The sequence below is a fragment of the Paraburkholderia sp. J10-1 genome (genome assembly GCF_905220165.1).
Lineage (GTDB): Bacteria > Pseudomonadota > Gammaproteobacteria > Burkholderiales > Burkholderiaceae > Paraburkholderia.
In genome coordinates this window covers 514,316-538,555 of the sequence record NZ_CAJMYW010000002.1, presented here as the reverse complement: position 1 = coordinate 538,555, position 24,240 = coordinate 514,316, and the positions used below count along the sequence as shown (strand labels likewise).

The following is a 24,240-nucleotide window of genomic DNA, read 5'->3' as shown; positions in this document are numbered from 1 at the left end:
AGCGATGTGCAGTGCAGCATGGGTCCGTGATTTCCCTGGGGACGATCAGATGGAAAAGAACGCGAAAAAAAGCCAGATGGACAACGTGCCCGAAGAAGCCGAAGAGAAAGACGACGCCGATCGCTATCGCGCGCCCGCGCTGGACAAGGGGCTCGACATCCTCGAACTGCTCGCGGAGCAACGCGCCGGCTTGACGCGCGCCGAGATCACGAAGGCGCTAGGCCGCAACGCGAGCGAGATCTACCGCATGCTCGAGCGGCTGGTGGCGCGTCAGTACGTGATCCGCTCGGAAGGCGGCGACCGCTATGCGCTGAGCCTGAAGCTCTTTGCGCTCGCGCACCGCCACCCGCCCATGGAGCGCCTGATTTCCGAAGCGCTGCCGCTCATGCAGCGCTTCGCCGACGAAGCCGAGCAGTCCTGCCATCTCACCGTGTACGACCGCGGCAACCTGCTGGTGATCGCACAGGTGGACGGGCCTGGCACGTGGGGCATTGCCGTACGGTTGGGTTCGCGCGTGGGCCTCGTCGATACGAGTTCGGGCCGCACGCTGCTCGCGTGGCAAACGCCGGAGCAGCGCGCGCACATGCTCGCGGAGCATACGAAGGTGAAGGGCGAGGTGGCGATCGATCACGCGGCGCTGGAAACCGCATGCGAGCAGGTGCGCGAGGTGGGTTTCTCGCGCAAGGACAGCCAGCAGATTTTCGGCGTGACGGACGTGACGTTTCCTGTGCTCGGACCTTCGGGTCAGGCGATCGCGGCGCTGACCTGCCCGTTCCTCAAGCGCATCGACGACTATGTCGCGCCCTCGCTCGACGAGGCCACGCAAATGCTGAGCGCAACCGTGCAGACCTTGTCGATGTTTCGCGAAGACGGCGCGGCGTAATGTTCAGCGCTGCGTGCTGCCCGCCGGGCGCGGGTTCATGCTGGCGCATGCCTCGTCTACTGCACGACCACGGGCGTACGACCGCCCGTTTCCTCCGTTACGCCTTGCGCCTCCCGCTCCACAATCGCCATGGAGAGTCGCTCGAAGTCGCGCGTGAATCCTGCCGTGTCGAACAACGGCGACGCGCTACGCGCGGCCGCGAGCTTTTCACGCACCCTCGCCCGCCAGGCCGCGTCGGTGGCAAAGCCGAGCGCGATCTGGAAGTACGCGTCGAGATCGCGCGCGACGAGTTCGGAGAGGCCCACCGTGTACAGCAGACTCATGCCCACGCGGCCCGCGAACAACGTGCCCGGCGCCGTCACCATCGGCACGCCCGCCCAGAGCGCGTCGCTGCCCGTGGTATGCGAGCCCACAGGCAGCGTGTCGAGCGCGAGGTCCGCGAGTGACAGGCGCGCGAGGTGCGCTTGCTGCGACACGCGCGGCGCGAAGATCACGCGAGCGGGGTCGACGCCTTGCGTTTCGTAGAAGCTGCGCAGGTTCGCTTTCGCGCGCACCGAGCCCGGGTCGAGCAGCCAGAGCACGCTGCCGGGCGTGGCCTTGAGCAGCCGCGCCCACAACGCCGACATCGGCGCGTTGAGCTTGAAGGTCTGGTTGAAGCTGCAAAACACGAAACCCGTTTCGGGCAAGCCCGCTTGCACGCGCGAGGGCGGCGGCGCGCTCTCGCGGCGGTGATCGACAGGCTGATAGCAATGCGGCATCAGCGCCAGTGTCTCGCTGAAGTGCGAGGTTGAATCGGGCGGCGTGACGATGGCGTCGGAGATGAGATAGTCGGCCAGCCGCGTGTGGCCGAGCGAGCCGGGATAGCCCAGCCAGCTCACGATCACGGGCGCGGGCCGCAGCGCCGTGATGCCAAGCCGCGCGCCCGTTGTATAGCCTTTCAGGTCGACGAGCAGGTGAATGCCGTCGCGCGCGATCTGGGCGGCCCCCTGGGCGTCGGACAGCGCGCCGATGTCGTGCCACGTGCCCGGCACATGCGCGAAGCGCGCACGCGTTGCGGCGTCGGGGTCGGGCCCGTACGAGTACAGATGAACGTCGAAGCGCGTGGCGTCGTGCAGTTCGAGCACGCCCGCCAGCAAGCGCAGCGTGGCGTGGTCGTAAAAGTCGGCCGAGAGATAGCCGATGCGCAACCGCTCGCCCGCTTTGCAGCGTGCAAGCGCGGCGGCAAGCCCCGCGCCGCGCGCCACGAGCGGCGCCGCGGCCAGTTCCCCGCGCCAGCGGCTCTGCGCGAAGCGCAACCCCGCTTCGCGATGCAACTGCGGCGTGAGCGCCGGAATGCCGAGCAGGCACCACGGCGTAAGGTTGTCCGCCGTGCCCGCCGACACCATGGCGAGCGCCGCCGCGTCGATCTCGGCAAGCTGCTGCCAGTGCGCCTCGCGGCGGCGCACGAATTGCGCGGCCTCCCAGCGCCCGCCCCGGCAATACGCTTCATCGGCTTCGTCGATGCGGTTCAGACGCTCCAGCAAACCGCCATAGCACTGCCAGAGATGCGGCGAATTCGGCGCGAGCGTGAGCGCTTGCTTGAGGTTTGCCTCGGCGGCTTCGAGCTGGCCGGCGTCCTGCTGAAGCATCGCGAGATTGCTGTAGGCGAGCGCGTAGCTGGCGTCCGTCGCAATGGCCTCGCGGTAGCAGGTCTCGGCTTGCAACAGCGAGTTGCGCTTCTTGAGCAGATTGCCAAGGTTGCTGAACACGCGCGCCTCGCGCACGCCCGCGCCAATCGCGGCGCGATACGCTTCGATCGCCTCGCCGTCGCGGCCCTGCCATAACAGCGCCCAAGCGAGATCGCGCTGGCACGGCCCGCTTTCGCGCTGGGCAAGCGACGCGCGCAGCCAGTGTTCGGCTGCCTCGAACTGCGATTGCCGCGCGAGCGTCACGCCGAGTTGATGGAGCGCTTCGGCATGATGCGGGTCCTGTGCGAGGATCTCGCGAAACAGCGCTTCGGCGAAGCTGTATTTTTCGTCATTCAGGTGCCCGATGCCGCGTTGAAGCAAAGCCTCTGGACGCGAATCGGCTTGAGATGAGGGGCGCGATGAGTTCATCCGGCGATGATAGGGAGCGCCATCGCATGATGAAATCGGACACGTCCTACATGTGCGCCGCGCGAGCATGCCTGCCCGTTCCGCGCAAATGGAAGGCCGCCACGCAAAACGGTTAGAATGGCGGCCCTCTCAAAAAACCCGTGCGCCTTGCAAGGCGGCCGCGTATTCGAAAACCCATGGCGAAACTCCTGACCGATCAAGAATTCCAGCGCTTTTCCGAGCTTCAGCAGAAACAGGCGAGCTTCACGATCACGCCCGCAGAAGCCGACGAGCTGCGCGACATCGTCGCGCGCGCGCAGAAAAAGCGCGACGACCGCGCCGACGCGATGAAGACCGTCGAAACCGCCATCGCGCAATTCGAGATCGCTCCCGAGGAGCTTTTCACGGCCGAGCAGATCGCCGAAGCCGCGCGCAATTTCGGCCTGATTCCGGCCACGCGCAAGGAACGCGTGCTGCCGCCTTCGCTCACGTTCAACGGCAAGACGCACCAGTGGACCACGCGCGCGCTGCCCGACGACATCCGCACGCCGCTGTTCGAGGCCTTCCAGGGCGGCCAGTCGGTCAAGGCGTTCATCGCCACGCCGAAAGACGCCGCGCGCTGCGCCGCGACCATCGCGCGGCTGGAGAAGGAAACCGGCGCGCAGTACGGCGAAGCCTGGCTCGAAGAACTTGCGCTCACGCGCGGCCAGATCGACGACGCGCTCGCGAAGCTGGCCGCCTGACGCTGCCGCTCAGTTGCCGCTCAGTCGAGCGGCATGCGAAACCCGACCACGCCCGGGTCTTCCGTGGGCGTGACGGTGAAGCCGCAGGCGCGCGCGAGGCCGATCATCGGCGCGTTCTCGCGCAGCGCCTCGCCGAGCAGCCAGTGCGTGCCGCGCGAGCGCACGTACTCGATGATGCGCGCCATCAGCAGGCGGCCAAGGCCGCCGCGCTTGAGATTCGACAGAATCGCGACCGCGAATTCGGCGGTCTCGTTGTCCGGGTCGGCCACCGCGCGCACCACACCCAGCGTGCGCGGCTGGCCGTCTTCACCGTGCACGACTGCGATGAGCGCCATCTCACGGTCGTAGTCGATCTGCGTCATGCGCGCGAGCTGCGAGTGATCGAAGCTGCGCACCGCCGAAAAGAAGCGCAAGCGCAAATCGTCGGGCGTCATCGATTCGACGAACGTGCGATGCATGTCCTCGTCTTCGGGACGGATCGGCCGGATCGTGAGGCGCTCGCCGTGCCAGTCGAGCGTTTCTTCGAGCCGCCGCGGATACGGCATGATCGCGAAACGGCTGCGCTTTTCCGCAAGCTGCAGGCAGGGCGCGACAACCACGACCGCCTCGGGCAGCACGCGCAGCGTCAAACGCAAGCCCACGACCTCCCGCACCTCGCACACGAACTGCGACAGCTCGGTGAGCGCCGCCAGCGTCGGCTCGGGCGCCGTGTAGCGCGCATACGGCGAGTGCGCGACGATGTCACGCGAGAGCACGGGATTGAGCGGCGGCAGGCTATACACACGCAGCGGCGGCGAAAAATCGTCCGGCGAAGGCGCGGCGAAACGGAACACCGGACCGAAGTTGTCGTCGTCGCGAAACTCCACCGTCACGTCCACCACCGGTTTTACGCCCGGTTCGTCCTGCGCCTGCGTGGTGAGCCCGAACAAGGCCAGCAATCTGGCCGCCTCTTCCCCTTTCAGTTCCGTGCGCCCGGCCGCCAGCGCCGCGCGTGCCTCGCCTTGCGCGGCCTCGATCGCGGCCGGCCCCTGGGCGGGCATCGTTTCGGGCGTCTGCATCAATAGCTCGCGACCCAGCCGGTAATCGACGAGACGCGCGAACGCGCGCGCCAGACGCCGCGGCGTGGTGTGCACCGGAATGCCGTGCGCGTGCAACTCGTCGCGCGTTTTCTCGTCCACGCCGCCAAAGAAGCACGCGAGCATGCCGCGATACGCATAGCGCTGCTGCTCGATCAGCGTGCGCGCCACCGCGTCCACGGGCGCGCTGTGGGTGGGCGCGTGCACGACGAACGCCGTGCCGCTCGAGCGGTGCGTGGCGAGCGTTTGCAGCGCGAGGCCGAAGTGCTCGGGCTTCGCGGTGTCGCCGAGCACGAGCGGATTGCCCGCCTGAGCATGCGGCAGCGCGGCCTGGATGGCCGCAAGCGCTTCGTCATCCCAACGCGCGAGCGTGTCGCCGGCCTTCATGAAGGCGTCGCGCGCGAGCGTCGCCACGCCGCGGTCGCTCGTGATGAGCGTGGCCGTGTCGCTCGCGGCCACGCGGCCCACGCCAAGCGTTTCGATTTCGTCGAGCAGGTCGTCGAGCGTATCGACGCGCACGAGGCCCGCGCGCCGGAACGCCGCCGTGTAGAGCGCGTCGCCCTTGTCGTCGCGGCCGCTGCGCAACGCGAGCACGGGCTTGTTGCGCGCCGCCGCGCGCGCTGCCGACATGAACTTGCGCGCCGCGCGGATCGTGTCCACTTCGAGCAGGATGGCGCGCGTGCCCGGGTCGCTCGCGAGATAGTCGAGCACGTCGCCCACATCGACGTCGGCTTCGTCGCCGAGCGCGATCACGTGCGAGAAACCGAGGCCGCGCGGCGCGGCCCAGCGCAACACGGCGTTGGTGAGGGCGTTGGACTGCGAAACCCACGCCACGCCGCCCTTGCGCGCGATCGATGCCGCCGCGCCCAGTTGCGCGTTGAGCGCGGGCGTGAGCGCGCCGAGACTGCCGGGGCCGACGATGCGCAGCAGATGCGGGCGTGCCGCCGCCAGCGCGTGGCGCAGGTCGGCCTGATCGGCCTCGTCGCGCACCTCGCCGACGATGATCGCCGCGCGCGTGCCCATGCCGCCGAGGCGATGCACGAGCGCGGGCCACGTGGCGGGCCGCGTGCAGATGATGGCGACGCCGGGCGCTTCAGGCAGATCGCCTGCGTCGGCAAGCACGGGGCGGCCGTCGAAGGCTTCGAAGTCGCCCGGATGGCGCGGATTGACGGCCCACAGCGGGCTCGTGAAGCCGCCTTCGATCAGCCGCCGCCACACCATGCTGCCGATGCTGCCGGGGCGCTGCGAAGCGCCGATCACGGCCACGGATTTGGGCTGGAATACCGCATCGAGATTGCGTACGGTCACAGGCACTCCTCGTCGGTCGGACACGCGCTGGCCGTACGGGCAAGCGCCGGTTTGTCTTCGTTTATCGCTACGAGAAGAGGATAGGGCAAGCGCGCAGGCGATGCGCGTTTTTCGCCCGGCGCGTATGCGCGCAGATGCGGCGGCATGGCGTCGCACGCCCCCTGGGGCGTGCGCCACGACGATGCGCGAGAAAGGACTTCGCTGGTTTGAAAACGCGGCGCGAGCGCGCCGCGTGTTTTACATCGACTTGCGGAACGGCGCGCCCGAATGCTCGCGCAGTTCGTTGAACACGATCTTCGGCCAGGCCTTTTGCGCGACCTCGATTTCGGAGACGTGCGAGGCGAGGTATGTGGGCGCGTTCGAGGCGTCGTAGGCCATGCGGGCTTCGTACGAATCGGTGAAACGGCGCAGCTCCGCGGGATCGTCACACGTGACCCAGCGCGAGAGGCGATAGCGCGCGGGCATCAGGCGCACGGCAACCTTGTACTCGGCCGCGAGGCGGTGCGACACCACTTCGAACTGCAGCTGGCCAACCGCGCCCAGAATCGTTGCGCCGCCGTGGATCGGGCGGAACACCTGAATCGCACCCTCTTCGCCAAGCTGCTTGAGCGCTTCGCCCAGCTGCTTTGCGCGCATCGGATCGACCACTTCGATGGTCTGGAAGATTTCCGGCGCGAAGAACGGCAGACCCGTGAATTGCAGGTCTTCGCCTTCGGTGAGCGTGTCGCCGAGACTCAGCGTGCCATGGTTAGGAATACCGATGATGTCGCCAGGGTACGCCTCAGCCACGGTTTCACGGCGCTGCGACAGAAAGCTCACCACGTTGTTGGCGCGGAAGGTCTTGTTGTTGCGCGTGACCTTCAACTGCATGCCGCGCTCGAAATGCCCCGAGCACACGCGAATGAACGCCACACGGTCGCGGTGCGCGAGATCCATGTTGGCCTGCACCTTGAATACAACGCCGGTGAACTTCGTTTCTTCAGGCGAGACCGGGCGCTGCACGGCCATACGCGGCGACGGCGGCGGCGCGAGATCGACCAGCGCGTCGAGAATTTCCTTCACGCCGAAGTTGTTGATGGCCGAACCGAACAGCACCGGCGACTGCTCGCCCGCGAGGAAGGCGTCGCGATCGAACGTGGGCGTCGCCCCCGTGATCAGCTCGACTTCTTCCTTGGTGCGCTTCCAGTGATAGCCGAAACGCGCTTCACCTTCTTCTTCGCTAATGTTTTGCAGCGTTTCCACCGCTCCGCCAAGCGACTCCTGGCCTGCGCGGAACACGCGCACCTGGTCGCGCTGGATGTCGTACACGCCCTGGAATTCCTTGCCCATGCCGATGGGCCAGGTGAACGGCACGGCGGCCACGCCCAGGTGCTGCTCGATTTCGTCGAGCAGGTCGAGCGGCTCGCGCACTTCGCGGTCGAGCTTGTTGATGAACGTGAGAATGGGCGTCTTGCGGCTGCGGCAGACTTCGAGCAGCTTGAGCGTCTGCGCTTCCACGCCGTTCGCGCCGTCGATCACCATCACGGCCGCGTCCACGGCCGTCAGCACACGATAGGTATCTTCCGAGAAGTCCTCGTGGCCCGGCGTGTCGAGCAGATTGATGACGGCGTCGCCGTACTCGAACTGCATGACCGAGCTTGCGACCGAAATGCCACGCTGCTTTTCGATCTCCATCCAGTCGGAGGTCGCAAAGCGGCCGCTCTTCTTGCCTTTCACGGTACCGGCGATCTGGATCGCACCCGAAAACAGCAGCAGTTTTTCGGTGAGCGTGGTCTTGCCCGCGTCCGGGTGAGAAATGACCGCGAACGTGCGGCGGCGTCTGAGTTCGGCTACTGACATGGATAGGGCGGGTATCACTGATGAATTCGGGCAACCGGGCCGCGCGGCGGGGGTTGCGGCGAGCGCGGCGGCGCTTGCGGGCGCGTTTTCAAGCAACGCTTGCGGCGCATAGGGCGATCCTGTGCGGACCGCGACGCGCGGCAAATAGCACGAGCGATCGGGAATGTCCCGGGATGTCCGCGCAAAAAAAGCGAAAAGGCGCCGGGACCGAATGATACACGGCATTCGGCCCGCCGACTAAAGGTTTGATGGGGTTCGAACGGGTTAGACGTGCAGGCTGGCGCAGCTTTGCCAAAGGTGAGCTTTTACAGGAGCTCGATGTGAAGGCACCATCAGCGCTGTTATGCAGCCGGCACGCTCGCGAGACGCCCCCCGTTTTCACGAAAATTTCCTTTCGCGTCAGGCATGCGACCGCAGCGTTGACGCTCTGGCCCTGCTCATTGCGGCACGCCGCGGCGCGCGGCACAACGCGTGAGGTGAGCTTTTTCGGGAGGCTTGAAGCGGGGCGGCACTCGCGCCGGGTGCTTCACGCACCCTGGCCTACCCGCCTGTATGGGCCCGTGAGGATCGGCCCGTTATTCCTTGATGAGAAAGCGTTCGCGGTTCTTGCCCGCCAGCCAGCCCGGCGCACGGCCACGGCCGCTCCAGGTTTCGCCGGTTTTCGGGTTCATGTAGCGGGCCGGCAGCGCTTTCTTGCGCGCGGGGCCTGCACGCCGGCTCGCGAAGCCCAGTTCTTCGGCAGTGATGTCGTACTCCGCGATCTTTTCCTTGATCTCGGCGATCGCCTGCTCGATTTCCTTTTCACGCGCCGCAGCCACTTCCTTATGAAGCTTCTCCAGCTGGGCGGTCAGTTGCTTGTAGCTCGGCATGAAACATCATCTCCAGTTCGGTCGCGAGACTGCCATTGTGACCGGTTTGGAGCACGAGCGACGATGAAGGGGCGCTTTTTTACAAAACTGCCGCAAACGTTAGCGTTAGCGCTCGCGCTGCTGCAGCGATTCATGCGACAGACGGCTTTCGAGCGCACGCAACGCTTCGTTGAGCCGCTTTACGCGCAGCATCTGCGAAGGCACGAGGTTCGCGCTGGAAACCGACTCGAGCCGGCCGCGCCAATAAGAGAGCGGAATACGGTCGCGCCCGGAGAGCCGCCCGATGATGTGCTCGAGATGCTCAATGTCCTTTTCGAGTTGGTGATGATTCATCGCTGCCCCCGGTAATGACAAGTTTTATGGAGCGCGCGCAAATAGCGCGCACTCACTTTCATCGCATCGCCGCTTTTCCGCACGCAGCGGATAATCGGTCAGTTTGGTAATCGCGCCTTCCGGCCGCACAAAATGCACGCCGCAGCGGATTTACGGCTTTTGTTCGTACTGTCAGACCAGAATAAGGCCAGCGAGCCCGCCGATCCGTTGGATACCGCACGGAAATTCAATTGCTGCTCGTCCACGCTGACGGTTGTATCCGCATCCATATCGGAAAGCAGATTAACGGGGGGTATTGCATCTGTATATTCCTCAATTGTGGAACGTTATGCGGAGCGCATTTTGCTGCCGATAGTCTTTCACAATGCGAACTATGAGAATGGCGTGACAACAAACGAATCACAATACGATCGCCTGCTGCACCTTATTTACGACACACTCGATAATCCTTGCGCCTGGAAGGATTTCTGCGCGCAATTGCGCGAAACGATTGGCGTGGCGTCGATTCATCTGTTTGCCTTTGAACGGCAGCGCGATCTTTTTTCCTGGAGCGACGGTTTTGCCCTCTCCGGTGCGGAACCGCTGGAGCGCATTCGGCCGCTCTATCGCGACGACGCGCGCCTTGCATGGCTGCGTGCTTTCCCGGCGGGCAAGTGGCTGCATTGCGACGTGGAATTCGACTGCGCAGAAGGCGACTGTGCACCCGGCCTCGAACTCGGTCCGCTCGAGGAAGGCCATCACTGCGCGGCGCTGTGCAAACTGCTCGAACAGCACGGGCTCACGGTCATGCTCGCGTGCAGCGCGGGCGCCGAGGCCGGGCCGCTCCCGGCCGGGCACCGCGAACTGCTCGAGCGGCTCACGCCGCACCTCGTGCGCGCGGTGCGCCTTTACACGCGCCGCCTCACCTTGAACGCAGACACGCTTGCAAACCGCTCACGCCCGCCAGCCATGCTCGTGAGTGCGCTGGGCGAGGTGCTCCATAGCAACGAGCCCGCGCAGCGGCTTCTGAAAGCGACCTCGCTCGTGCGGGTGCGCGGACGGCGGCTCACGCTCGCGGCGCCCCACCACGCGCGCCTGCTCGAGGACATCGCCGTAAGCGAGGCCAGGCTGCGTAGCCGCACAAGCGGCGCGCGGGCGGCAGCGGCGCGCTTTCGCGCGTTACGCATTGTCGGCGCTGTAGATGGCACGGTCGCGACGCTCGCACCCGACGGCGCCGCCTCAACGCACCCGCACGGCCAGACCCATGACGAGCCGGGCCATGAGCAAGCCTTGGCGAAGCCTGCTGCGAGCCAGCAGGAGGTGCTCTACGCGTTCTACAACGTGGTGACGGCCGACGACCCCTCGGCCTCGGAATTGCGCGCCTTCGCGGCGCTGACCTTTTATCACCCGCGATCCGCGCCGCTAGTCGACGAACGAGTGCTCGCCTCGGCCTTCGACCTCTCGCCGGCCGAATGCCGTATCGCGCTGTTGCTCGCGGAGGGTCTCACGCAAAAGGAGATCGCCGCACACGTGGGCGTGCAGCACGACACCGTGCGCAAACAATTGCAATCGATCTTTCAGAAGACGGCGACGCGCCGCCAGCCTGACCTGCTGCGCCTTTTGCTGAATCTGCCGGCGCGTGGCACAAGCGCCGCCGCCGAGGGCTGAGCGGCGCGAGGCTTATTGAGCCTTGCGGCAAGCGAATACGAGTGTGTAGTTGCCGTTGTCGGTCGATGACGTCACGGTGTCGTAACCCGCGCCGGCGCAGCGAGCACGCGCCTGCTGCGCGCAAGAATCGCGATCGCCCGAGGCCGGGCATTGGACCTGGACCGTCGGTCGGCCGTCCGACAGGAACAGCGGCGGCCCGCTGCTGCACGCACCAAGCCCTGCGATCAAGGTCAACGCGCCTGCCACGAACGGCAATCTGCGCAAACGGAACAACGACGAACCAGGAAGAGTCATTTGGAGCACCCGATGGGCTTCTAGTTTTTCGACGTTGCGATTGTGCCATGCCGCGAGCCATGTGCGATGCATCGACGCGAGCGCACACTGTGCGCGCTCAGGGCGCACTCGAGAGCGTCTTGTAAGGCAGCGCGCCGTGCGGGTCCGAACTCACGCGCACGAAGACCTGCTCGACGTCGGCAATCGCGGCGAGCCTGCGTTCCAGCGCCGCGCTGTCGAAGCCCGCACCCACACAGCCCTCCGCATAGACAAAACGGCGCTGCACCGTGATCCAGATGCTCGTGCCCGCAAACAGGGCATCGCCTTGCAGTTGCTGACGAATCGCCGCGGCGATGTCGGCGTCGTAAAGATACGAGTTCGGCTTCGAGCACTTGTGCGCGAGCCAGCACGTCGTGCCGCGCTCCACGCGATAGTGGGCGTCGTCGTCGGCTTCGGCTTTCGTCATCAGCGGGCCAAGCGGTTGCGGACAGGCGCCGATCGCGCTAGACAGCGCGAAGAACGGGTCGTTGTACCAGTTCTTGCGTTGGGTATCCGTCGTGCCCGACGCAGGCGCCGAGGCTCCGGTTTGCGACTGCGCCGCTGCATGCGCCCAGAAGCCCGCGAAAACGCCCACGCAGGCAAGCGCCACCGCAAGCCGCGCTGTCTGCACCGCCCACGCGCGCGCCCCGCTTTCGCCTCGCATACCCATCGCACTCATCGACTGCCCCCTTATCGGCTCATTCCGGCTCGCTCTCTTGCGCAACGATAGGACCGCGCGGCCACGCTCGCAATAACGAGACACATCCATTCGCTACAATCGCTGCGACGCATCATGGCCGTGCCGCATTAAAAACCGCATCGCGCAACACGATCGATCCGCAGGAGACTCCATGTCGTTTGTTATCGTTCTCGCCGCCCTCGCGTTCCTCATGCTCGCCGCGTATCGCGGCTACAGCGTGATCCTCTTCGCGCCCATCGCCGCGCTCGGCGCGGTCCTCCTCACCGAGCCCGCCGCTGTTGCACCCGTTTTTTCCGGCATCTTCATGGAAAAGATGGTGGGCTTCGTGAAGCTCTACTTTCCCGTGTTCCTGCTCGGCGCGGTATTTGGCAAGGTGATCGAACTATCGGGATTCTCCGAAGCGATCGTGCACGCCGCCATCCGCTATATCGGCCGCTCGCGTGCCAACGCCGTGATCGTGGCCGTGTGCGCGCTGCTCACGTACGGCGGCGTTTCGCTCTTCGTGGTGGTGTTCGCCGTGTACCCGTTCGCCGCCGAACTCTATCGCCAGAGCGATATTCCCAAACGCCTGATGCCCGGCGCCATTGCGCTCGGCGCCTTTTCGTTCACGATGGATTCGCTGCCCGGCACGCCGCAGATCCAGAACATCATCCCGACCACGTTCTTCAAGACCACGGCATGGGCCGCGCCCGCGCTGGGCGTGATCGGCTCGCTTTTCATCATCGTGGTCGGCCTCTCGTACCTCGAATGGCGCCGCCGCGCCGCGATGGCGAAGGGCGAAGGCTACGGCACCTCGCTCGTGAACGAACCCGAGCACGTGAAGACCGAGCACCTGCCCAACCCGGTGCTGGCCGTTGCGCCGCTCGTGCTGGTGGGCGTGGCGAACTTCCTGCTCACACACTGGATTCCCGTCTGGTACGGCGACACCGTCACCGTGCCGCCGGAAGTGCTGCCCGGCGTTCACACGCCGGTCACCGCCACGGTCAAGCAGGTCGTGGCGATCTGGGCGGTTCAGGGTGCGCTGCTCGCCGGCATCGTGCTCGTGATCGTCACGGCGTTCGGCCGCGTGAAAAGCCGCTTTGCGGACGGCACGAAGGCGGCAGTGGCCGGGGCGCTGCTGGCCTCGATGAATACCGCATCCGAATACGGCTTCGGCGGTGTGATCGCGGCGCTGCCCGGCTTCATCGTGGTGAGCGATGCGCTCAAGAGCATCCCGAATCCACTCGTCAACGCCGCCGTTTCGGTGAGCGCGCTCGCGGGTATCACGGGGTCGGCATCGGGCGGCATGAGCATCGCGCTCGCGGCCATGTCGGATCTCTTCATCAAGAGCGCGCAGGCCGCGCATATTCCGATGGAAGTGCTGCATCGCGTGGTCGCCATGGCGAGCGGCGGCATGGACACACTGCCGCACAATGGCGCGGTCATCACGTTGCTTGCAGTCACGGGGCTCACGCACCGCCAGTCGTATCGGGACATCTTTGCGGTGACCGTGATCAAGACGTTGGCCGTCTTTTTCGTTATCGCTGTGTACTACGCGACGGGCATTGTTTGAGGTGAAGCGCTCGCAGACAGGCGCTTATCGTCGTAGAAAGGGCCGGCTAACCAGCCAGCCCTTTCAGGCGCTTCGATGAATCCGCGCCAGGTATTTCGCGCGGTGCGTGCAAAATCGACGACGAAAGCGACAACTACTACTCGACGCTTTGCACAGTGAACAGCCGTCCGAACCGAGGCAGCTCGTCCTTCACGCCACCCAGCCTCAACGCGTGCCACGCCATTGCATGATTGCTGGACGTGACCGGCTTGCCGAGTTCCCGCTCAATTGCGGCGACCTCGTCTGCCAACCGGACAGAGGTGCAGGAGACAAACACCGCATCGACGTCTTCGTGCCGGCCGAGTTCGAGAACGGCATTGCGGACTGACTGTGCGTCGATTCGCGCCACCTCGTTGTCGTCGGAGTGCTCGAACGAACCCATTCGTACGATGTTCACGCCGCGAGCGATCAGGTAGTCCTTCATGGACTCGGTAATCTCGCGCACGTACGGAGTCAGGAGCGCGACCCGTCTTGCGCCCAACGAATTGAGCGCGACTCTGGCGGCTGTGATGGGTGTCGTGCATGCAGCATGGGGCCGGGACTCCCTGATTCGCTCCATGACGTGACCTTCGCCGAGCACCATCGATGCCGACGTGCAGCCAAACGCTACGACGTCAAGCCGCTCTCCAGGACGGATGACGGCAACGCCCGGAGCAATCAGGCTATCCATCTCTCTAAGCGTCGCCGGTGTGATTTCTGCCGAATTCAGAATTCGACTCTCGTAGAATCCCACGCCTTCGACGGCGAGCAGCTTGCGCCATTCGTATTCGATCGTGTGGTCGGTCGCGAGAACGACCAGACCGATTGCAGCGCGATGTGAAATCCCCTCATCGAGGGTGAAGTCGAGCTTCACATAGCGCTCTGCAGTTTCAAGGGTTTCCATTCTGCGCCTGCCCCTTCAACGTTGTCCGTTCATGCTGACACCAGGTTAAGTGACGCTCGCGAGCGCTTCATTCATGCGCCACATATCAGACTGCGGCGATGACTCCGATTTCGACGGTGTATTGGGGGAACGCAAGCCTGGATTCAACGCAAGCGCGAGCAGGAGCCTCGCCTTCTGGCACCCACGCGTCCCACACCGCATTCATGTCGTTAAACGTCTTGTAGTCGGCGAGCCAGATGCTTGCAGTCAGAACTCGGGTTTTGTCCGAGCCGACCTGCTGCAGCAGGCGGTCAATCTTCGCGAGAATCTGCTCGGTCTGCCCCTTCACGTCCTGGCTCGGGTCATCGGCAACCTGTCCGGCAAGGAACGCGAAACCACCGTAGACAACGGCCTGACTCATTCGCTTGCCACTCTCGTAACGCTTGATTTGCATCGGTTCCTCCGTCTGGTCATGTGAAGTACAGCACATAGACTAGCCCACATCACACACAATTGTCGACACTTTTATCGACACATTCAGGTAAAGTCCCCGGTAATCGATAGCTCTCATTGCGTTTCTTTTTTGTTAGTAATATACATTTGTGTCGACACTTCGAGCGCGGCGGCTGCTCGACGCGAAGTCATTCAACCTTTGAGACTGAGGGCATCATGAGGGTAATTGTGCTTGGCGGTGGCGTAGTCGGCGTGACCACCGCGTACCAGTTGCAAGCGGACGGGCATGACGTGACGGTCGTTGACAGGCAGCCGGTGGTCGCCGGCGAAACCAGCTGGGGTAACGCCGGCATGGTTGCGCCAGGACACTCATTCGTCTGGTCTTCACCGAAAGCGCCAATGATTTTGCTCAAGTCGCTAGTGCTCAAGGACCAGGCGCTTCGCTTCAAATTCTCTACCGATCCGAGGCTGTACAGCTGGTCATGGCGCTTCCTGATGGAGTGCAACTCAGAAAAGGCACGGCGCAATACGCTGCTCAAACATCGGCTCGCCGCCTATTCGCAGTCCGTGCTTCAGGACGTCATCAAGACTGAATCCGTGAGCTACGACCGCAATGACAGGGGAATTCTCTACTTCCATCGGAGTCAGGAGGCGCTGGACCGCGGCGTAGCGCAGATGAAGCTTCTAGAGTCGGACGGTCAAATTATCAAGGTATTGACCCGCGAGGAAGTGATCTCCCTGGACCCCTCGCTCTCGTCGGCGAAGGACGGCATTGTCGGCGCAATACATTGCCCAACGGACGAAACGGGCGACCCGGCGAAATTCACGCGTGCACTGGCGGATATTGTGGTCGCAAGAGGCGCGACGATTCTGAACAGCACGAACATCGAAGCGCTCGAGGTCTCGGGCGGAGAGATTTCCGGAGTGCGCACGGACAAGGGCATTGTGAAAGGCGATGCGTACGTGCTGGCCTTGGGCAGCTACAGCCCGATACTCGTGCGACGCATTGGTATCAATTTGCCAATCTACCCGGTCAAAGGATACTCACTCACTATCCCGATTGAAGGACATGCGCAGCCGCCCAATGTGGCGGCGGTCGACGAACACAACCTGGTTGCGATCTCGAGATTTGGGGACCGGATTCGCGTCACCGCCACCGCGGAGTTTGCCGGGTATGACACCGCACATAAGCCGTCGGACTTCGCGTTCATGAAGCGAGTCACGCAGGAACTCTATCCCGACGGGGGCAATTACGAACGCGCTGAAATGTGGGCAGGCCTGCGGCCAATGACTCCCAACAACCTGCCATTCTTTGGTCAACGCAAATATCGCAATCTGTACCTGAACACCGGTCACGGTCACATTGGCTGGACGATGTCTCACGGCTCGGCGCGTATCACTGCTGACCTGATTGCGGGGCGTGTGCCGGGAATCCCGATGGAGGGTTTGGTGTCCTGATTACCCGTTGAATCTCGAATGGCTCACGCACAAGTCCAGCGTGTGTCGCCAGCATTGCGGTGTTAAATGGGATGGTGGCAGCGCGCACCATCCCGCGCCTGGAGGAGCCGCCTGGCGGCGGGCGCGCGTATTGTAGAATACAGTATTGCCTACACTTTCAGGCAGCAAGGACGGGAGACGTCCGCGTAGCATCTCACGAGCACCCCGCATGTTGACATCGGCCAATCGAAGGCGCGAGGCGCTCGGACAGAATAGAAATGGCGTAATGCATTAGAAAGGGAACGGAAAATGGCTGGCTACACTTCGCTCATTCGTGATTCCAAGCCGCGCGTGCGGGAGACCAGCGCTCCAAAGCGAGCCGGACTCACAGTGAATGACCTCTACGAGCATTTGAAGGAGATGGCCGTCCTGTACACGATTCGGCCTGGCGAGCGGGTGAACGAACTCGAACTCTCAGAGAAGTTCGACGTGAGCCGCACGCCCCTTCGAGAAGCGCTCAACCGCCTTGTTGCGGAAAACCTGCTGACCTTTGTGCCCAACAGGGGATTCTTCATTCGGGAGCTGAATCGTCAGGACATTTTCGACCTGTTCGAACTTCGGCGCAGCATCGAAGCGTCGGCCGTACAGCTCGCCGTCGAGCGCGCCGACCCCAAAGATGTCCGTGCCTTGCGCAAGTTCTGGAAAGACGTGATGAAGAACAAGGCCGCGCAGGCTCCTGCCGCTCAACTGGTCGCACGCGACGAAGAATTTCATGTGCGGCTAGTGGCGCTATCCGGCAATAACGAAATGGTTCGCGCGCTCTATAACATCAACGCGCGCATTCATTTTGTCCGTTGGGTCGATCTCGAGCAGCGCGGCCACGATGCATTCGCGGAACACCTCGATATCCTCGACGCGATCGAGGCGCGCGACGCGAAGCGTTGCCGCGAGCTCACCGAGAAGCACATCACCTGGCGCATGGAAGAAATTGCCAAGGTCGTGGATGCAGGCGTTGTGAAGCTTTACTCGCAATAAACATCAAGACGCAGGCCAGTTTCCTGGCCTTTTCCCCACGAAGCACACCGCCTGTTTCAAAGCTTCGATGACGGAATCGCATCACATGCCGGATTCCGTCATCGCCAGGCGCTTTGCGGTCTTCACGCGTTTCAAGCGACCTGCTTGAGTTCAATCACGGCGGACTTCGACAGTTGGGCAACGGCGTTCGTCCATTCGACATCGACGGACTTCAGATTGCGCTCCTTGACGTGTCCGTACCCACGAATCTTCTCCACCATGCTCGCTGCGCGCACTGCGGTTTGATAATTACGCGACGTGCCATGACGGAGAATCTCGTCGACCGTTTGCTCGTAGCGAGATATCAAGCTTCGCTCCATCCGGCGCTCGCCCGTGTAGCCAAATACGTCGAACGCCGTTCCTCGCAACACCTTCATCTTTGCGAGCATCCGGAACGCGGGCAGAATCCAGGCGCCGTATTCCTTTTTGCGCGGCTCACCGCTCAATGCGTCCTTGCGCGCGAAAAGGGGTGGAGCCAGATTGAATGCAATACGGAAGTCGCCGTCGAACTGCTGTTTGATGCTCTCGACGAACTCAGGCGAAGCATGGAGCCTTGCGACTTCATACTCGTCCTTATAGGCGAGAACCTTAAAATAACCGCTTGCCACCGCGCGGGTAACGGTCTCCTCACGCGGCATAACCGTGCGCTCCCAGTCGCGAACCTTGCCAACGAGCCTGCGCAAGCGCTCGCCGTATGCGGCATTCTGATAGTCAGTCAGGAATTTGACCTTGCGTTCGATAAACTCGTCGAGCGATGACGACATGCGCCGGGATTCGTGCACCGGCTTTGCCGTGGCGACTACTCGTTCAGCCGAAGTGGGCGACTGAGCCGCACGGCGCCCCCACAGAAAGGCTTCCTTGTTCATCTTGACGCCCGCGCCATTGAGCTCGATGGCGGCGTTGATTGCCTCAGCTCCAATCGGGATGAGACCACGCTGATAAGCATAGCCAAGCATGAACATATTGCCCGCAATCGTGTCGCCGAAAATATCGAGGGCGTACTTCGTCGCATCGACAAACTCGACACGATCACTACCGACGGCATCCGCAATGCCCTTGCGCAGTTCCTGCGCTGGGAACGTGAGGTCGGGGTGACGCGTAAATTCGCCCGTCATCACTTCATGCGTGTTGACAAGCATGCGCGTTGCGCCCTTTCGCGTCGCGGCGAGTGTCTTTCGGCTCGCGGCCACGACCATGTCGCAACCCAGTACTGCATCGGCACCGCCTGCAGCGATACGGATAGCCTTGATAGCGCTCGGGCTCTTGCCGAACCGCAGATGCGACCATACCGAGCCGCCCTTTTGAGCAAGACCGGCCATGTCCAGAATTCCGCAGCCCTTGCCTTCTAGATGCGCCGCCATGCCGAGAACCGCTCCAATGGTCACAACACCGGTGCCGCCCACACCCGTCACGATGATTGAATAGACGCCGTTCTCGACCGAAGGCAGTTCAGGTTCGACCAGTGCCGGGAACAATTCGATGTTCGGCTTAACGGTTCCAGCCTTTCGCAGACTCCCGCCAAGTACCGTGACAAAGCTCGGGCAAAAGCCGTTGTTGCATGAAAAGTCCTTGTTGCAGGCCGACTGGTCGATGGCGCGTTTGCGCCCATGCTCCGTCTCTAGCGGCACCAGCGAAACGCAGTTCGACTTCACGCCGCAGTCGCCACAGCCCTCGCAGACGAGGTCGTTGATGACCAGGCGCTTCGCCGGGTCCGGAAACTGGTTGCGCTTGCGACGGCGACGCTTCTCTGCCGCACAAGTCTGGTCGTAGACCAGCACTGTCACCCCCGCAACATCGCGAAGCTGTTCCTGAACCTTTTGTAACTCGGAGCGGTGATGGATCGTCACGCCTTGTGCCCAGCCGGCATCTGCCGGGTACTTCGACGGGTCGTCCGATACGACGGCAATGCGGCTAACGCCTTCCGAATGCACCTGCGTTGTGATGGTCATCGGACTGAGTTGACCATCGTGCCGCTGGCCACCGGTCATCGCCACCGCATCGTTGTATAGAATCTTGAACGTGATATGCGTTCCGGCAGCGACCGCCGCACGGACGGCAAGCAGTCCAGAATGAAAATACGTGCCGTCGCCCATGTTCTGGAACATGTGAGCGCGCCGGGAGAAAGGCGCCTCGCCAACCCATGCCATTCCCTCCGCACCCATTTGCGTGTAGCCCATCGTGTTGCGGTCCATCGTCTGCGCCATCCAGCTGCAGCCAATTCCGGCGTAGGCTTTGCTTCCTTCTGGAATGACCGTCGATGAGTTGTGCGGACAGCCACTGCAGAAGTAAAAACTGCGCAGCATCGCTTCGGGAGCAAACTCGACCTTGCTCAGTTCCGTCAGGAACTCGACACGTTGCGCGATGCCTTGACCTTGCGCGTACGGCACCAGCCGCTGTCCCAACGCGATAGCGATCTGCAGCGAACTCAGTGACATTTCAACCGGGAAGAGCTTCTTGCCGCTCTCGTCATGCTTCCCGATCACCACTGGCGCGTGCGGCGCGCGATACAGAATGTCCTTGATCTGGGACTCAACGAGGCTGCGCTTCTCTTCAACGACCATGAGAAGGTCAAGTCCTTCAGCGAACTTCTGGATACCCTGAGGCTCGAGAGGCCACGTGCACGCGACCTTGTAAATGGCGACACCCATGGACTCGAGGTCCGCTTCGGTAACGTTCAGGTCATCGATCGCCTGCAAAAGGTCCAGATAGCTCTTGCCATGCGTCACGATGCCGAGTCGCGCACCCGGCTTGCCCAGCGTGACCCGGTCGAGCCCGTTGGCTCGCACGAAGGCGCGAACGGCATCGAGCTTGTAGTTGTGAAGCCGGAATTCCTGCTCCTGCGGCGTGTCGGGATGCCGAAGGTTGAGTCCGCCCGCAGGCATTTCCACAGTGGCGGGAAATTGCGGTGTGACACGGTCGAGGTCGACATCGATGGCTGCCGATGCGTCCGCCGTGTCTTTCACGCACTTGAGGCCCACCCAGCAGCCCGAATACCTCGACATGGCCCAACCGTACAAACCGTAGTCGAGAATTTCCTGCACACCGCTCGGGCTCAGAATGGGAATCGATGCGTCGACCAACGCGAATTCCGACTGATGGCACGTGGTCGACGACTCGCATGTGTGGTCATCGCCCATGAGCAGAAGCACGCCGCCTTGCTTCGAACTTCCGGCAAGATTGGCGTGACGAAAGGCGTCGCCGCTCCGGTCGACGCCTGGGCCCTTGCCGTACCAGATGGAGAAGACGCCGTCGTACTTCCCTTCTCCGCCAACTTCGGCCTGCTGCGTGCCCCAAACCGCGGTGGCCGCCAGGTCCTCATTGACACCAGGTACGAATACGACATTGGCTGCCTTGAGAAACGGGCTTGCCTTTCCCAACTCGGCATCGTAAGTGCCAAGCGGAGATCCTCTGTACCCCGAAACGTAGCCGGCCGTGTTCAGGCCGTTGGCCTTGTCGCGCCGATGCTGCATCAAGGGAAGGCGAACGAGTGCCTGCACGCCGGTCAGGAAAATGCGCCCGCTGTCGAGGGTGTACTTGTCGTCAAGCGTTACGGTTCGTAGTGTCACAGTGTCTCCTTCGAAGCGGCATGTTCGCGGGACGGGACATCCAGGCCCACCTATCGCTCCCGATTTTGAGGAGCGTGCGCGCAACGACCATCTTGTTGTGGACTTCAGAGGCCCCTTCAACCATGCGGGCCTGCCGTGCATAGCGTCGTGCTACGAGCGAGCGGGCGAGCGATCAATGCGGTCGACCGCCCAGGTAGAGACGACGCATCTCTTCGCTTTCGAGCAGGTCGGAGGCCTTTCCTTCCAGTGCGACCTGCCCCATCGAGAGAACGTAAGTGCGATCGGAAATGCGCAACGCCTCCGTCGCATTCTGCTCCACCATCAAGACACCGATACGCTCGGTATTGCGCAGTTCGATAATTGCATCGAACACTTCGCCGAGCATTTTGGGCGACAGCCCCGCCGAAGGCTCGTCGAGCAGAAGGAAGCGAGGCTTTGGCATTAACGCACGAGCGAGAGACAGAATCTGCCGTTCGCCCCCCGACAAACTCGACGCCCGCGCCCGGAGTTTTCTTTTGAGCACCGGGTAAGCGTCGCACAACGCGTCGAGCCTCTCCCTCCTGTCTTTCTCCTGCATAAACTGCCCGCCGAGCATGAGGTTTTCCCAAACGGACAACGCGCCGAACACATTGTCCGTTTGAGGCACGAATCCGATTTCGTGTTTTCTGATCTTCTTGTGTACGGGCACCTGCCCAATATCGATATCGCCTAAGGTGACCGTGCCTTGCCGGGGCAGAAGAAACCCGGCGACCGTCTTCAGCAGCGTCGACTTACCGCAGCCGTTGGGGCCGAGGATGGTGACAATCTCCAGTTGCCGCGCGTTGATAGAGATACCGCGAAGGATGTCGACTTCGCGTGTGTAGCCAGCGACGACGTTGTTGACCGCTATCATGCGACTGCTCCCGCGACCTGGTATTGCCTGCCGGGCTTCTTGCCGAGGTAGGCCTCGACAACGCTCTCATGGGTTTCCAGTTCCGAGGGAAGGCATTCGGCAACCGTTCTGCCCTTGTCGAGAACGATACAACGGCTGCACGTTTCGGAAATGAAGTGCATATCGTGTTCGATGATGACGAGGGTAATACCCTGACTGTTTATTCGCTTGAGCGTAGTGACGAGTTCCGCGCGCAGGTTCGGGTGAACGCCGGCCATAGGCTCGTCGAGCAACAAGAGCGAGGGCTGTTCCATCATTGCGCAAGCAATACCAAGGAGTTTCTTTTGTCCACCGGAGATGGACGCAGCGGGAAGATGGGCGACCTTTGTGAGGAGTAGCTCATCGAGAAGTTGACGCGCGCGTTCACGCGTTTCCTCCTCAAGTCGCCTTATTGCGGCGGACCGCCATAGCGTGCTGAATAGACCGTGGCTTCGCGTTGACGCAGCCATTACGACTTCTGCCACGGTCATTCGGCTTGGCATGGACGGCAACTGAAAAGTGCGGCGCACGCTTTTCGCGGCAATCTGATGAGCGGCCAGGCCACTCACGCGCTCTCCGCGAACCTCCACGACGCCGCGGTCTATGGAACAGTATCCGGTTATGACGTTCAGCACGGTACTCTTTCCGCAACCATTCGGCCCGAGCAGACCAACGATTTCGCCCTGGCGCACGTTGAAGTTAAGACCGGTCAATACCTGGTTGCCGCCAAAAGCCTTATAGACGTCTTGCAAGCGAAGCATCGTGCTCATGATACGCTCCGAATTCTTTCGGGAACCAGGCCACCCGGACGGGCAAGAAGGCACGCGAGCAGAATGACGCCGATTGTGCCGAGCCGAACCGCACCAGCGATATCGCTACTGATGTCGAGATAGTCTTTGACGAACGGCACGGCGCTGTAGATGGCTTCGACGAGCACCGCACCGAGCACCACTCCAAGGTTGTTGCCTAACCCGCCGATCATGACCATCGTCCAGATGACGAAGGTCTCCGACGCCAGCATGTAGTCGGGCCCAACGAAGCTCATATAGTGAGCGAGCAGCGAACCGCCAACAGACGCAATTGCCGCGCTCGTGACTGTCGCCTTCACCTTGAGCGGCACAAGCTGGTATCCAAGGCTCGTCGCCAACGCCGGCTCTTCACGCATCAAACGGATTGCGCGGCCGAACCGGCCACGCGTGAGCCGCATGCAAGCAAGGAACGCAATCGCCACCATCGCAAGAGCAAGCGCGAAGAACGCAAGGTCGTTCTGCGCGCCCGCGGCGGCCCGGAAGAGTTCCGGGACCCCGCTGATTCCCTGCGCACCGCCTGTGAGCCAGTTCTCGTTGAGCGCCACGGTTCTGATGAGTTCAGCGACAGCGAGAGTCGCAATCGCCCAGTAGTCCGATGCGAGATTCCGCCCTAGTCGTGCCATGGCGAATCCCACCACCATTGCGGCCACGACGCCGACCAGAATTCCGACCGCAACGGGATATCCAAGCGACGCTGTGATGGCAGAGGCATAGGCGCCCACTCCGGCGAACGCGACAAAGCCGAAGTTCAGTAGTCCAGCAAATCCTGCCTGAAGGTTCAGCCCGAGCGCGAGAAGCGCGTAAATGCAACTGAGCGTTGCTACGTGCAAGAGAAAGCTATACACGACGCACCTCCCGGTCAAAGATGCCGTACGGCTTGAACAACAGTGCGATAAGGAGTATCAGGAACGACGCCGCGCTGATATAGGTAATCGGAACATAAACGTCCGACGTTCCGAATAACCAGCCGAAGTCGAGGTTCGTGACGAGTGTTTCCGCGACTGATATCAGCAGCGCGCCGGCCGCCGCACCAAGCGGATTACCCAGTCCACCAAGAATCGCTGCGGCGAACACGGGCAGTAGCAGGTTCGTGCCAAGCCCAACGTGGACTGTCTCGGTCAGACCGAGCATGGTTCCGCCGAGTGCAGCCAGCGCTCCGCTCAGGAAGGTAATCCCGTTCACCACCCGCGAACCATCAACTCCGGTTGCGGCGGCAAGCGCCGCATTCGAAGACATCGCGCGCATTGAACGTCCAACGCCTGTCTTGAAGAGCAACACAGCCAACAGCGCTACGCAGCCAAAACCACATCCAATCGACGTGAGCTGATCGATTGAGATGGTTGTCGACCCCAGTGAGATGGGACGAGGGAGCCCCGACGAGTACCGGAACGGGCGAGACCCGGCGACGCCCAGGACGACCGCAATGCAAATCATCGAGATGGCGAGCGAGCCGATCATCGCGATTGAACTGCCTGAGCGGAGCAAGCGCTTGAATACGAGCACGTTGAGCAACACGGCAAGGATGCCCATCCCAACGCAGGAACCCAATAGTGCGAGCGCGAACGGCATGCCCACGCGAGTCAGCCCAAGCGTACCGAACGCGCCCAGCATTGCGTACTGCACATGCGCGATGTTCGGAAATTTGACCAGCGAGTACACGACGCTGAGCCCCACGGCAACCAGCATGATGTCCGAAGTGCGTATCAGGGCGTCGACGATAAATTGCAGCATGGAACTCTCCAGGAGCTACCGC

Annotated in this window: 20 protein-coding genes; 6 read left to right on the top strand and 14 right to left on the bottom strand. The window is 62.6% G+C overall.

Annotated features, from left to right (window positions below; all coding sequences use genetic code 11):
- The first annotated feature begins 49 nt into the window (after positions 1-49).
- Positions 50-883 (top strand): IclR family transcriptional regulator, encoded by an 834-nt coding sequence (locus U5A65_RS09295; protein WP_321914362.1) that lies wholly within the window; start codon positions 50-52, stop codon positions 881-883.
- A gap of 56 nt (positions 884-939) precedes the next feature.
- Here the strand turns inward: U5A65_RS09295 and U5A65_RS09290 are convergent, their stop codons facing one another.
- The gene (locus U5A65_RS09290) at positions 940-2,931 is read right to left on the bottom strand and encodes a tetratricopeptide repeat protein (protein ID WP_321946090.1); all 1,992 of its coding nucleotides are present in this window, start codon (positions 2,929-2,931) and stop codon (positions 940-942) included.
- Positions 2,932-3,155: 224 nt separating this feature from the next.
- On the opposite strand from U5A65_RS09290, the gene U5A65_RS09285 reads away from it, so the two are divergent.
- On the top strand, positions 3,156-3,701 hold the full coding sequence (locus U5A65_RS09285; RefSeq protein WP_321914364.1) for a hypothetical protein: 546 nt from the start codon (positions 3,156-3,158) through the stop codon (positions 3,699-3,701).
- Positions 3,702-3,721: 20 nt separating this feature from the next.
- Here U5A65_RS09285 and U5A65_RS09280 read toward each other — a convergent pair whose 3' ends face one another.
- The 4 genes from U5A65_RS09280 to U5A65_RS09265 all read right to left on the bottom strand — a co-directional run bounded on the left by U5A65_RS09280 (position 3,722) and on the right by U5A65_RS09265 (position 9,126).
- Positions 3,722-6,085: a GNAT family N-acetyltransferase gene (locus U5A65_RS09280; protein ID WP_321946089.1), complete on the bottom strand. Its 2,364-nt coding sequence runs from the start codon at positions 6,083-6,085 to the stop codon at positions 3,722-3,724.
- Positions 6,086-6,322: 237 nt separating this feature from the next.
- Positions 6,323-7,924: a peptide chain release factor 3 gene (locus U5A65_RS09275; RefSeq protein ID WP_321914366.1), complete on the bottom strand. Its 1,602-nt coding sequence runs from the start codon at positions 7,922-7,924 to the stop codon at positions 6,323-6,325.
- Positions 7,925-8,499: 575 nt separating this feature from the next.
- Positions 8,500-8,793, bottom strand: a complete 294-nt coding sequence (locus U5A65_RS09270) for an H-NS family nucleoid-associated regulatory protein (RefSeq protein WP_158760624.1) — start codon at positions 8,791-8,793, stop codon at positions 8,500-8,502.
- A gap of 105 nt (positions 8,794-8,898) precedes the next feature.
- On the bottom strand, positions 8,899-9,126 hold the full coding sequence (locus U5A65_RS09265) for a hypothetical protein (protein ID WP_321946088.1): 228 nt from the start codon (positions 9,124-9,126) through the stop codon (positions 8,899-8,901).
- Between the two features lie 132 nt (positions 9,127-9,258).
- On the opposite strand from U5A65_RS09265, the gene U5A65_RS09260 reads away from it, so the two are divergent.
- Positions 9,259-10,773 (top strand): helix-turn-helix transcriptional regulator, encoded by a 1,515-nt coding sequence (locus U5A65_RS09260; protein WP_321946086.1) that lies wholly within the window; start codon positions 9,259-9,261, stop codon positions 10,771-10,773.
- Between the two features lie 12 nt (positions 10,774-10,785).
- Here U5A65_RS09260 and U5A65_RS09255 read toward each other — a convergent pair whose 3' ends face one another.
- Together U5A65_RS09255 and U5A65_RS09250 are read right to left on the bottom strand one after the other, a co-directional pair.
- Positions 10,786-11,067 carry a hypothetical protein gene (locus tag U5A65_RS09255; protein ID WP_321933937.1) on the bottom strand — a complete coding sequence of 94 codons (282 nt, stop codon included), beginning with the start codon at positions 11,065-11,067 and terminating at the stop codon, positions 10,786-10,788.
- A 97-nt stretch (positions 11,068-11,164) separates the two neighbouring features.
- Positions 11,165-11,764 (bottom strand): BON domain-containing protein, encoded by a 600-nt coding sequence (locus U5A65_RS09250; protein ID WP_321946085.1) that lies wholly within the window; start codon positions 11,762-11,764, stop codon positions 11,165-11,167.
- A gap of 172 nt (positions 11,765-11,936) precedes the next feature.
- Here U5A65_RS09250 and U5A65_RS09245 point away from each other — a divergent pair, with 172 nt between their 5' ends.
- The gene (locus tag U5A65_RS09245) at positions 11,937-13,337 is read left to right on the top strand and encodes a GntP family permease (protein WP_321946084.1); all 1,401 of its coding nucleotides are present in this window, start codon (positions 11,937-11,939) and stop codon (positions 13,335-13,337) included.
- A gap of 136 nt (positions 13,338-13,473) precedes the next feature.
- Here the strand turns inward: U5A65_RS09245 and U5A65_RS09240 are convergent, their stop codons facing one another.
- Both U5A65_RS09240 and U5A65_RS09235 read right to left on the bottom strand, forming a co-directional pair.
- Complete coding sequence (locus U5A65_RS09240) at positions 13,474-14,259, bottom strand: Asp/Glu racemase (protein ID WP_321946083.1); 786 nt, start codon at positions 14,257-14,259, stop codon at positions 13,474-13,476.
- Between the two features lie 85 nt (positions 14,260-14,344).
- Positions 14,345-14,692 (bottom strand): RidA family protein, encoded by a 348-nt coding sequence (locus U5A65_RS09235; protein ID WP_158760630.1) that lies wholly within the window; start codon positions 14,690-14,692, stop codon positions 14,345-14,347.
- A 215-nt stretch (positions 14,693-14,907) separates the two neighbouring features.
- On the opposite strand from U5A65_RS09235, the gene U5A65_RS09230 reads away from it, so the two are divergent.
- Positions 14,908-16,149, top strand: a complete 1,242-nt coding sequence (locus U5A65_RS09230) for a D-amino acid dehydrogenase (protein WP_321933941.1) — start codon at positions 14,908-14,910, stop codon at positions 16,147-16,149.
- Positions 16,150-16,518: 369 nt separating this feature from the next.
- A complete protein-coding gene (locus tag U5A65_RS09225; RefSeq protein ID WP_321914374.1) occupies positions 16,519-17,163 on the top strand; it encodes a GntR family transcriptional regulator in 645 nt (214 codons plus the stop codon).
- Positions 17,164-17,294: 131 nt separating this feature from the next.
- Here the strand turns inward: U5A65_RS09225 and U5A65_RS09220 are convergent, their stop codons facing one another.
- The 5 genes from U5A65_RS09220 to U5A65_RS09200 all read right to left on the bottom strand — a co-directional run bounded on the left by U5A65_RS09220 (position 17,295) and on the right by U5A65_RS09200 (position 24,218).
- On the bottom strand, positions 17,295-20,768 hold the full coding sequence (locus tag U5A65_RS09220; protein ID WP_321946082.1) for an indolepyruvate ferredoxin oxidoreductase family protein: 3,474 nt from the start codon (positions 20,766-20,768) through the stop codon (positions 17,295-17,297).
- A gap of 172 nt (positions 20,769-20,940) precedes the next feature.
- Entirely contained in the window at positions 20,941-21,660 is a 720-nt protein-coding gene (locus tag U5A65_RS09215) for an ABC transporter ATP-binding protein (protein WP_321946081.1), read from the bottom strand.
- Positions 21,657-22,448, bottom strand: a complete 792-nt coding sequence (locus U5A65_RS09210) for an ABC transporter ATP-binding protein (protein WP_321914377.1) — start codon at positions 22,446-22,448, stop codon at positions 21,657-21,659. The genes U5A65_RS09215 and U5A65_RS09210 overlap by 4 nt, the downstream gene beginning before the upstream one ends.
- Entirely contained in the window at positions 22,445-23,332 is an 888-nt protein-coding gene (locus U5A65_RS09205) for a branched-chain amino acid ABC transporter permease (protein ID WP_321914378.1), read from the bottom strand. Before U5A65_RS09205 ends, U5A65_RS09210 begins: the two co-directional genes overlap by 4 nt.
- Positions 23,325-24,218, bottom strand: a complete 894-nt coding sequence (locus U5A65_RS09200) for a branched-chain amino acid ABC transporter permease (protein ID WP_321933945.1) — start codon at positions 24,216-24,218, stop codon at positions 23,325-23,327. The genes U5A65_RS09205 and U5A65_RS09200 overlap by 8 nt, the downstream gene beginning before the upstream one ends.
- Positions 24,219-24,240 lie beyond the last annotated feature (22 nt).

Excerpts from the sequence above, each read along its gene's own strand:
- U5A65_RS09295 (WP_321914362.1), top strand. The coding sequence starts at position 50 with ATGGAAAAGAACGCGAAAAAAAGCCAGATGGACAACGTGCCCGAAGAA.
- U5A65_RS09285 (WP_321914364.1), top strand. The coding sequence starts at position 3,156 with ATGGCGAAACTCCTGACCGATCAAGAATTCCAGCGCTTTTCCGAGCTT.
- U5A65_RS09275 (WP_321914366.1), bottom strand. The coding sequence starts at position 7,924 with ATGTCAGTAGCCGAACTCAGACGCCGCCGCACGTTCGCGGTCATTTCT.
- U5A65_RS09270 (WP_158760624.1), bottom strand. The coding sequence starts at position 8,793 with ATGCCGAGCTACAAGCAACTGACCGCCCAGCTGGAGAAGCTTCATAAG.
- U5A65_RS09265 (WP_321946088.1), bottom strand. The coding sequence starts at position 9,126 with ATGAATCATCACCAACTCGAAAAGGACATTGAGCATCTCGAGCACATC.
- U5A65_RS09260 (WP_321946086.1), top strand. The coding sequence starts at position 9,259 with ATGCACGCCGCAGCGGATTTACGGCTTTTGTTCGTACTGTCAGACCAG.
- U5A65_RS09255 (WP_321933937.1), bottom strand. The coding sequence starts at position 11,067 with ATGACTCTTCCTGGTTCGTCGTTGTTCCGTTTGCGCAGATTGCCGTTC.
- U5A65_RS09250 (WP_321946085.1), bottom strand. The coding sequence starts at position 11,764 with ATGAGTGCGATGGGTATGCGAGGCGAAAGCGGGGCGCGCGCGTGGGCG.
- U5A65_RS09245 (WP_321946084.1), top strand. The coding sequence starts at position 11,937 with ATGTCGTTTGTTATCGTTCTCGCCGCCCTCGCGTTCCTCATGCTCGCC.
- U5A65_RS09240 (WP_321946083.1), bottom strand. The coding sequence starts at position 14,259 with ATGGAAACCCTTGAAACTGCAGAGCGCTATGTGAAGCTCGACTTCACC.
- U5A65_RS09235 (WP_158760630.1), bottom strand. The coding sequence starts at position 14,692 with ATGCAAATCAAGCGTTACGAGAGTGGCAAGCGAATGAGTCAGGCCGTT.
- U5A65_RS09230 (WP_321933941.1), top strand. The coding sequence starts at position 14,908 with ATGAGGGTAATTGTGCTTGGCGGTGGCGTAGTCGGCGTGACCACCGCG.
- U5A65_RS09215 (WP_321946081.1), bottom strand. The coding sequence starts at position 21,660 with ATGATAGCGGTCAACAACGTCGTCGCTGGCTACACACGCGAAGTCGAC.
- U5A65_RS09210 (WP_321914377.1), bottom strand. The coding sequence starts at position 22,448 with ATGAGCACGATGCTTCGCTTGCAAGACGTCTATAAGGCTTTTGGCGGC.
- U5A65_RS09200 (WP_321933945.1), bottom strand. The coding sequence starts at position 24,218 with ATGCTGCAATTTATCGTCGACGCCCTGATACGCACTTCGGACATCATG.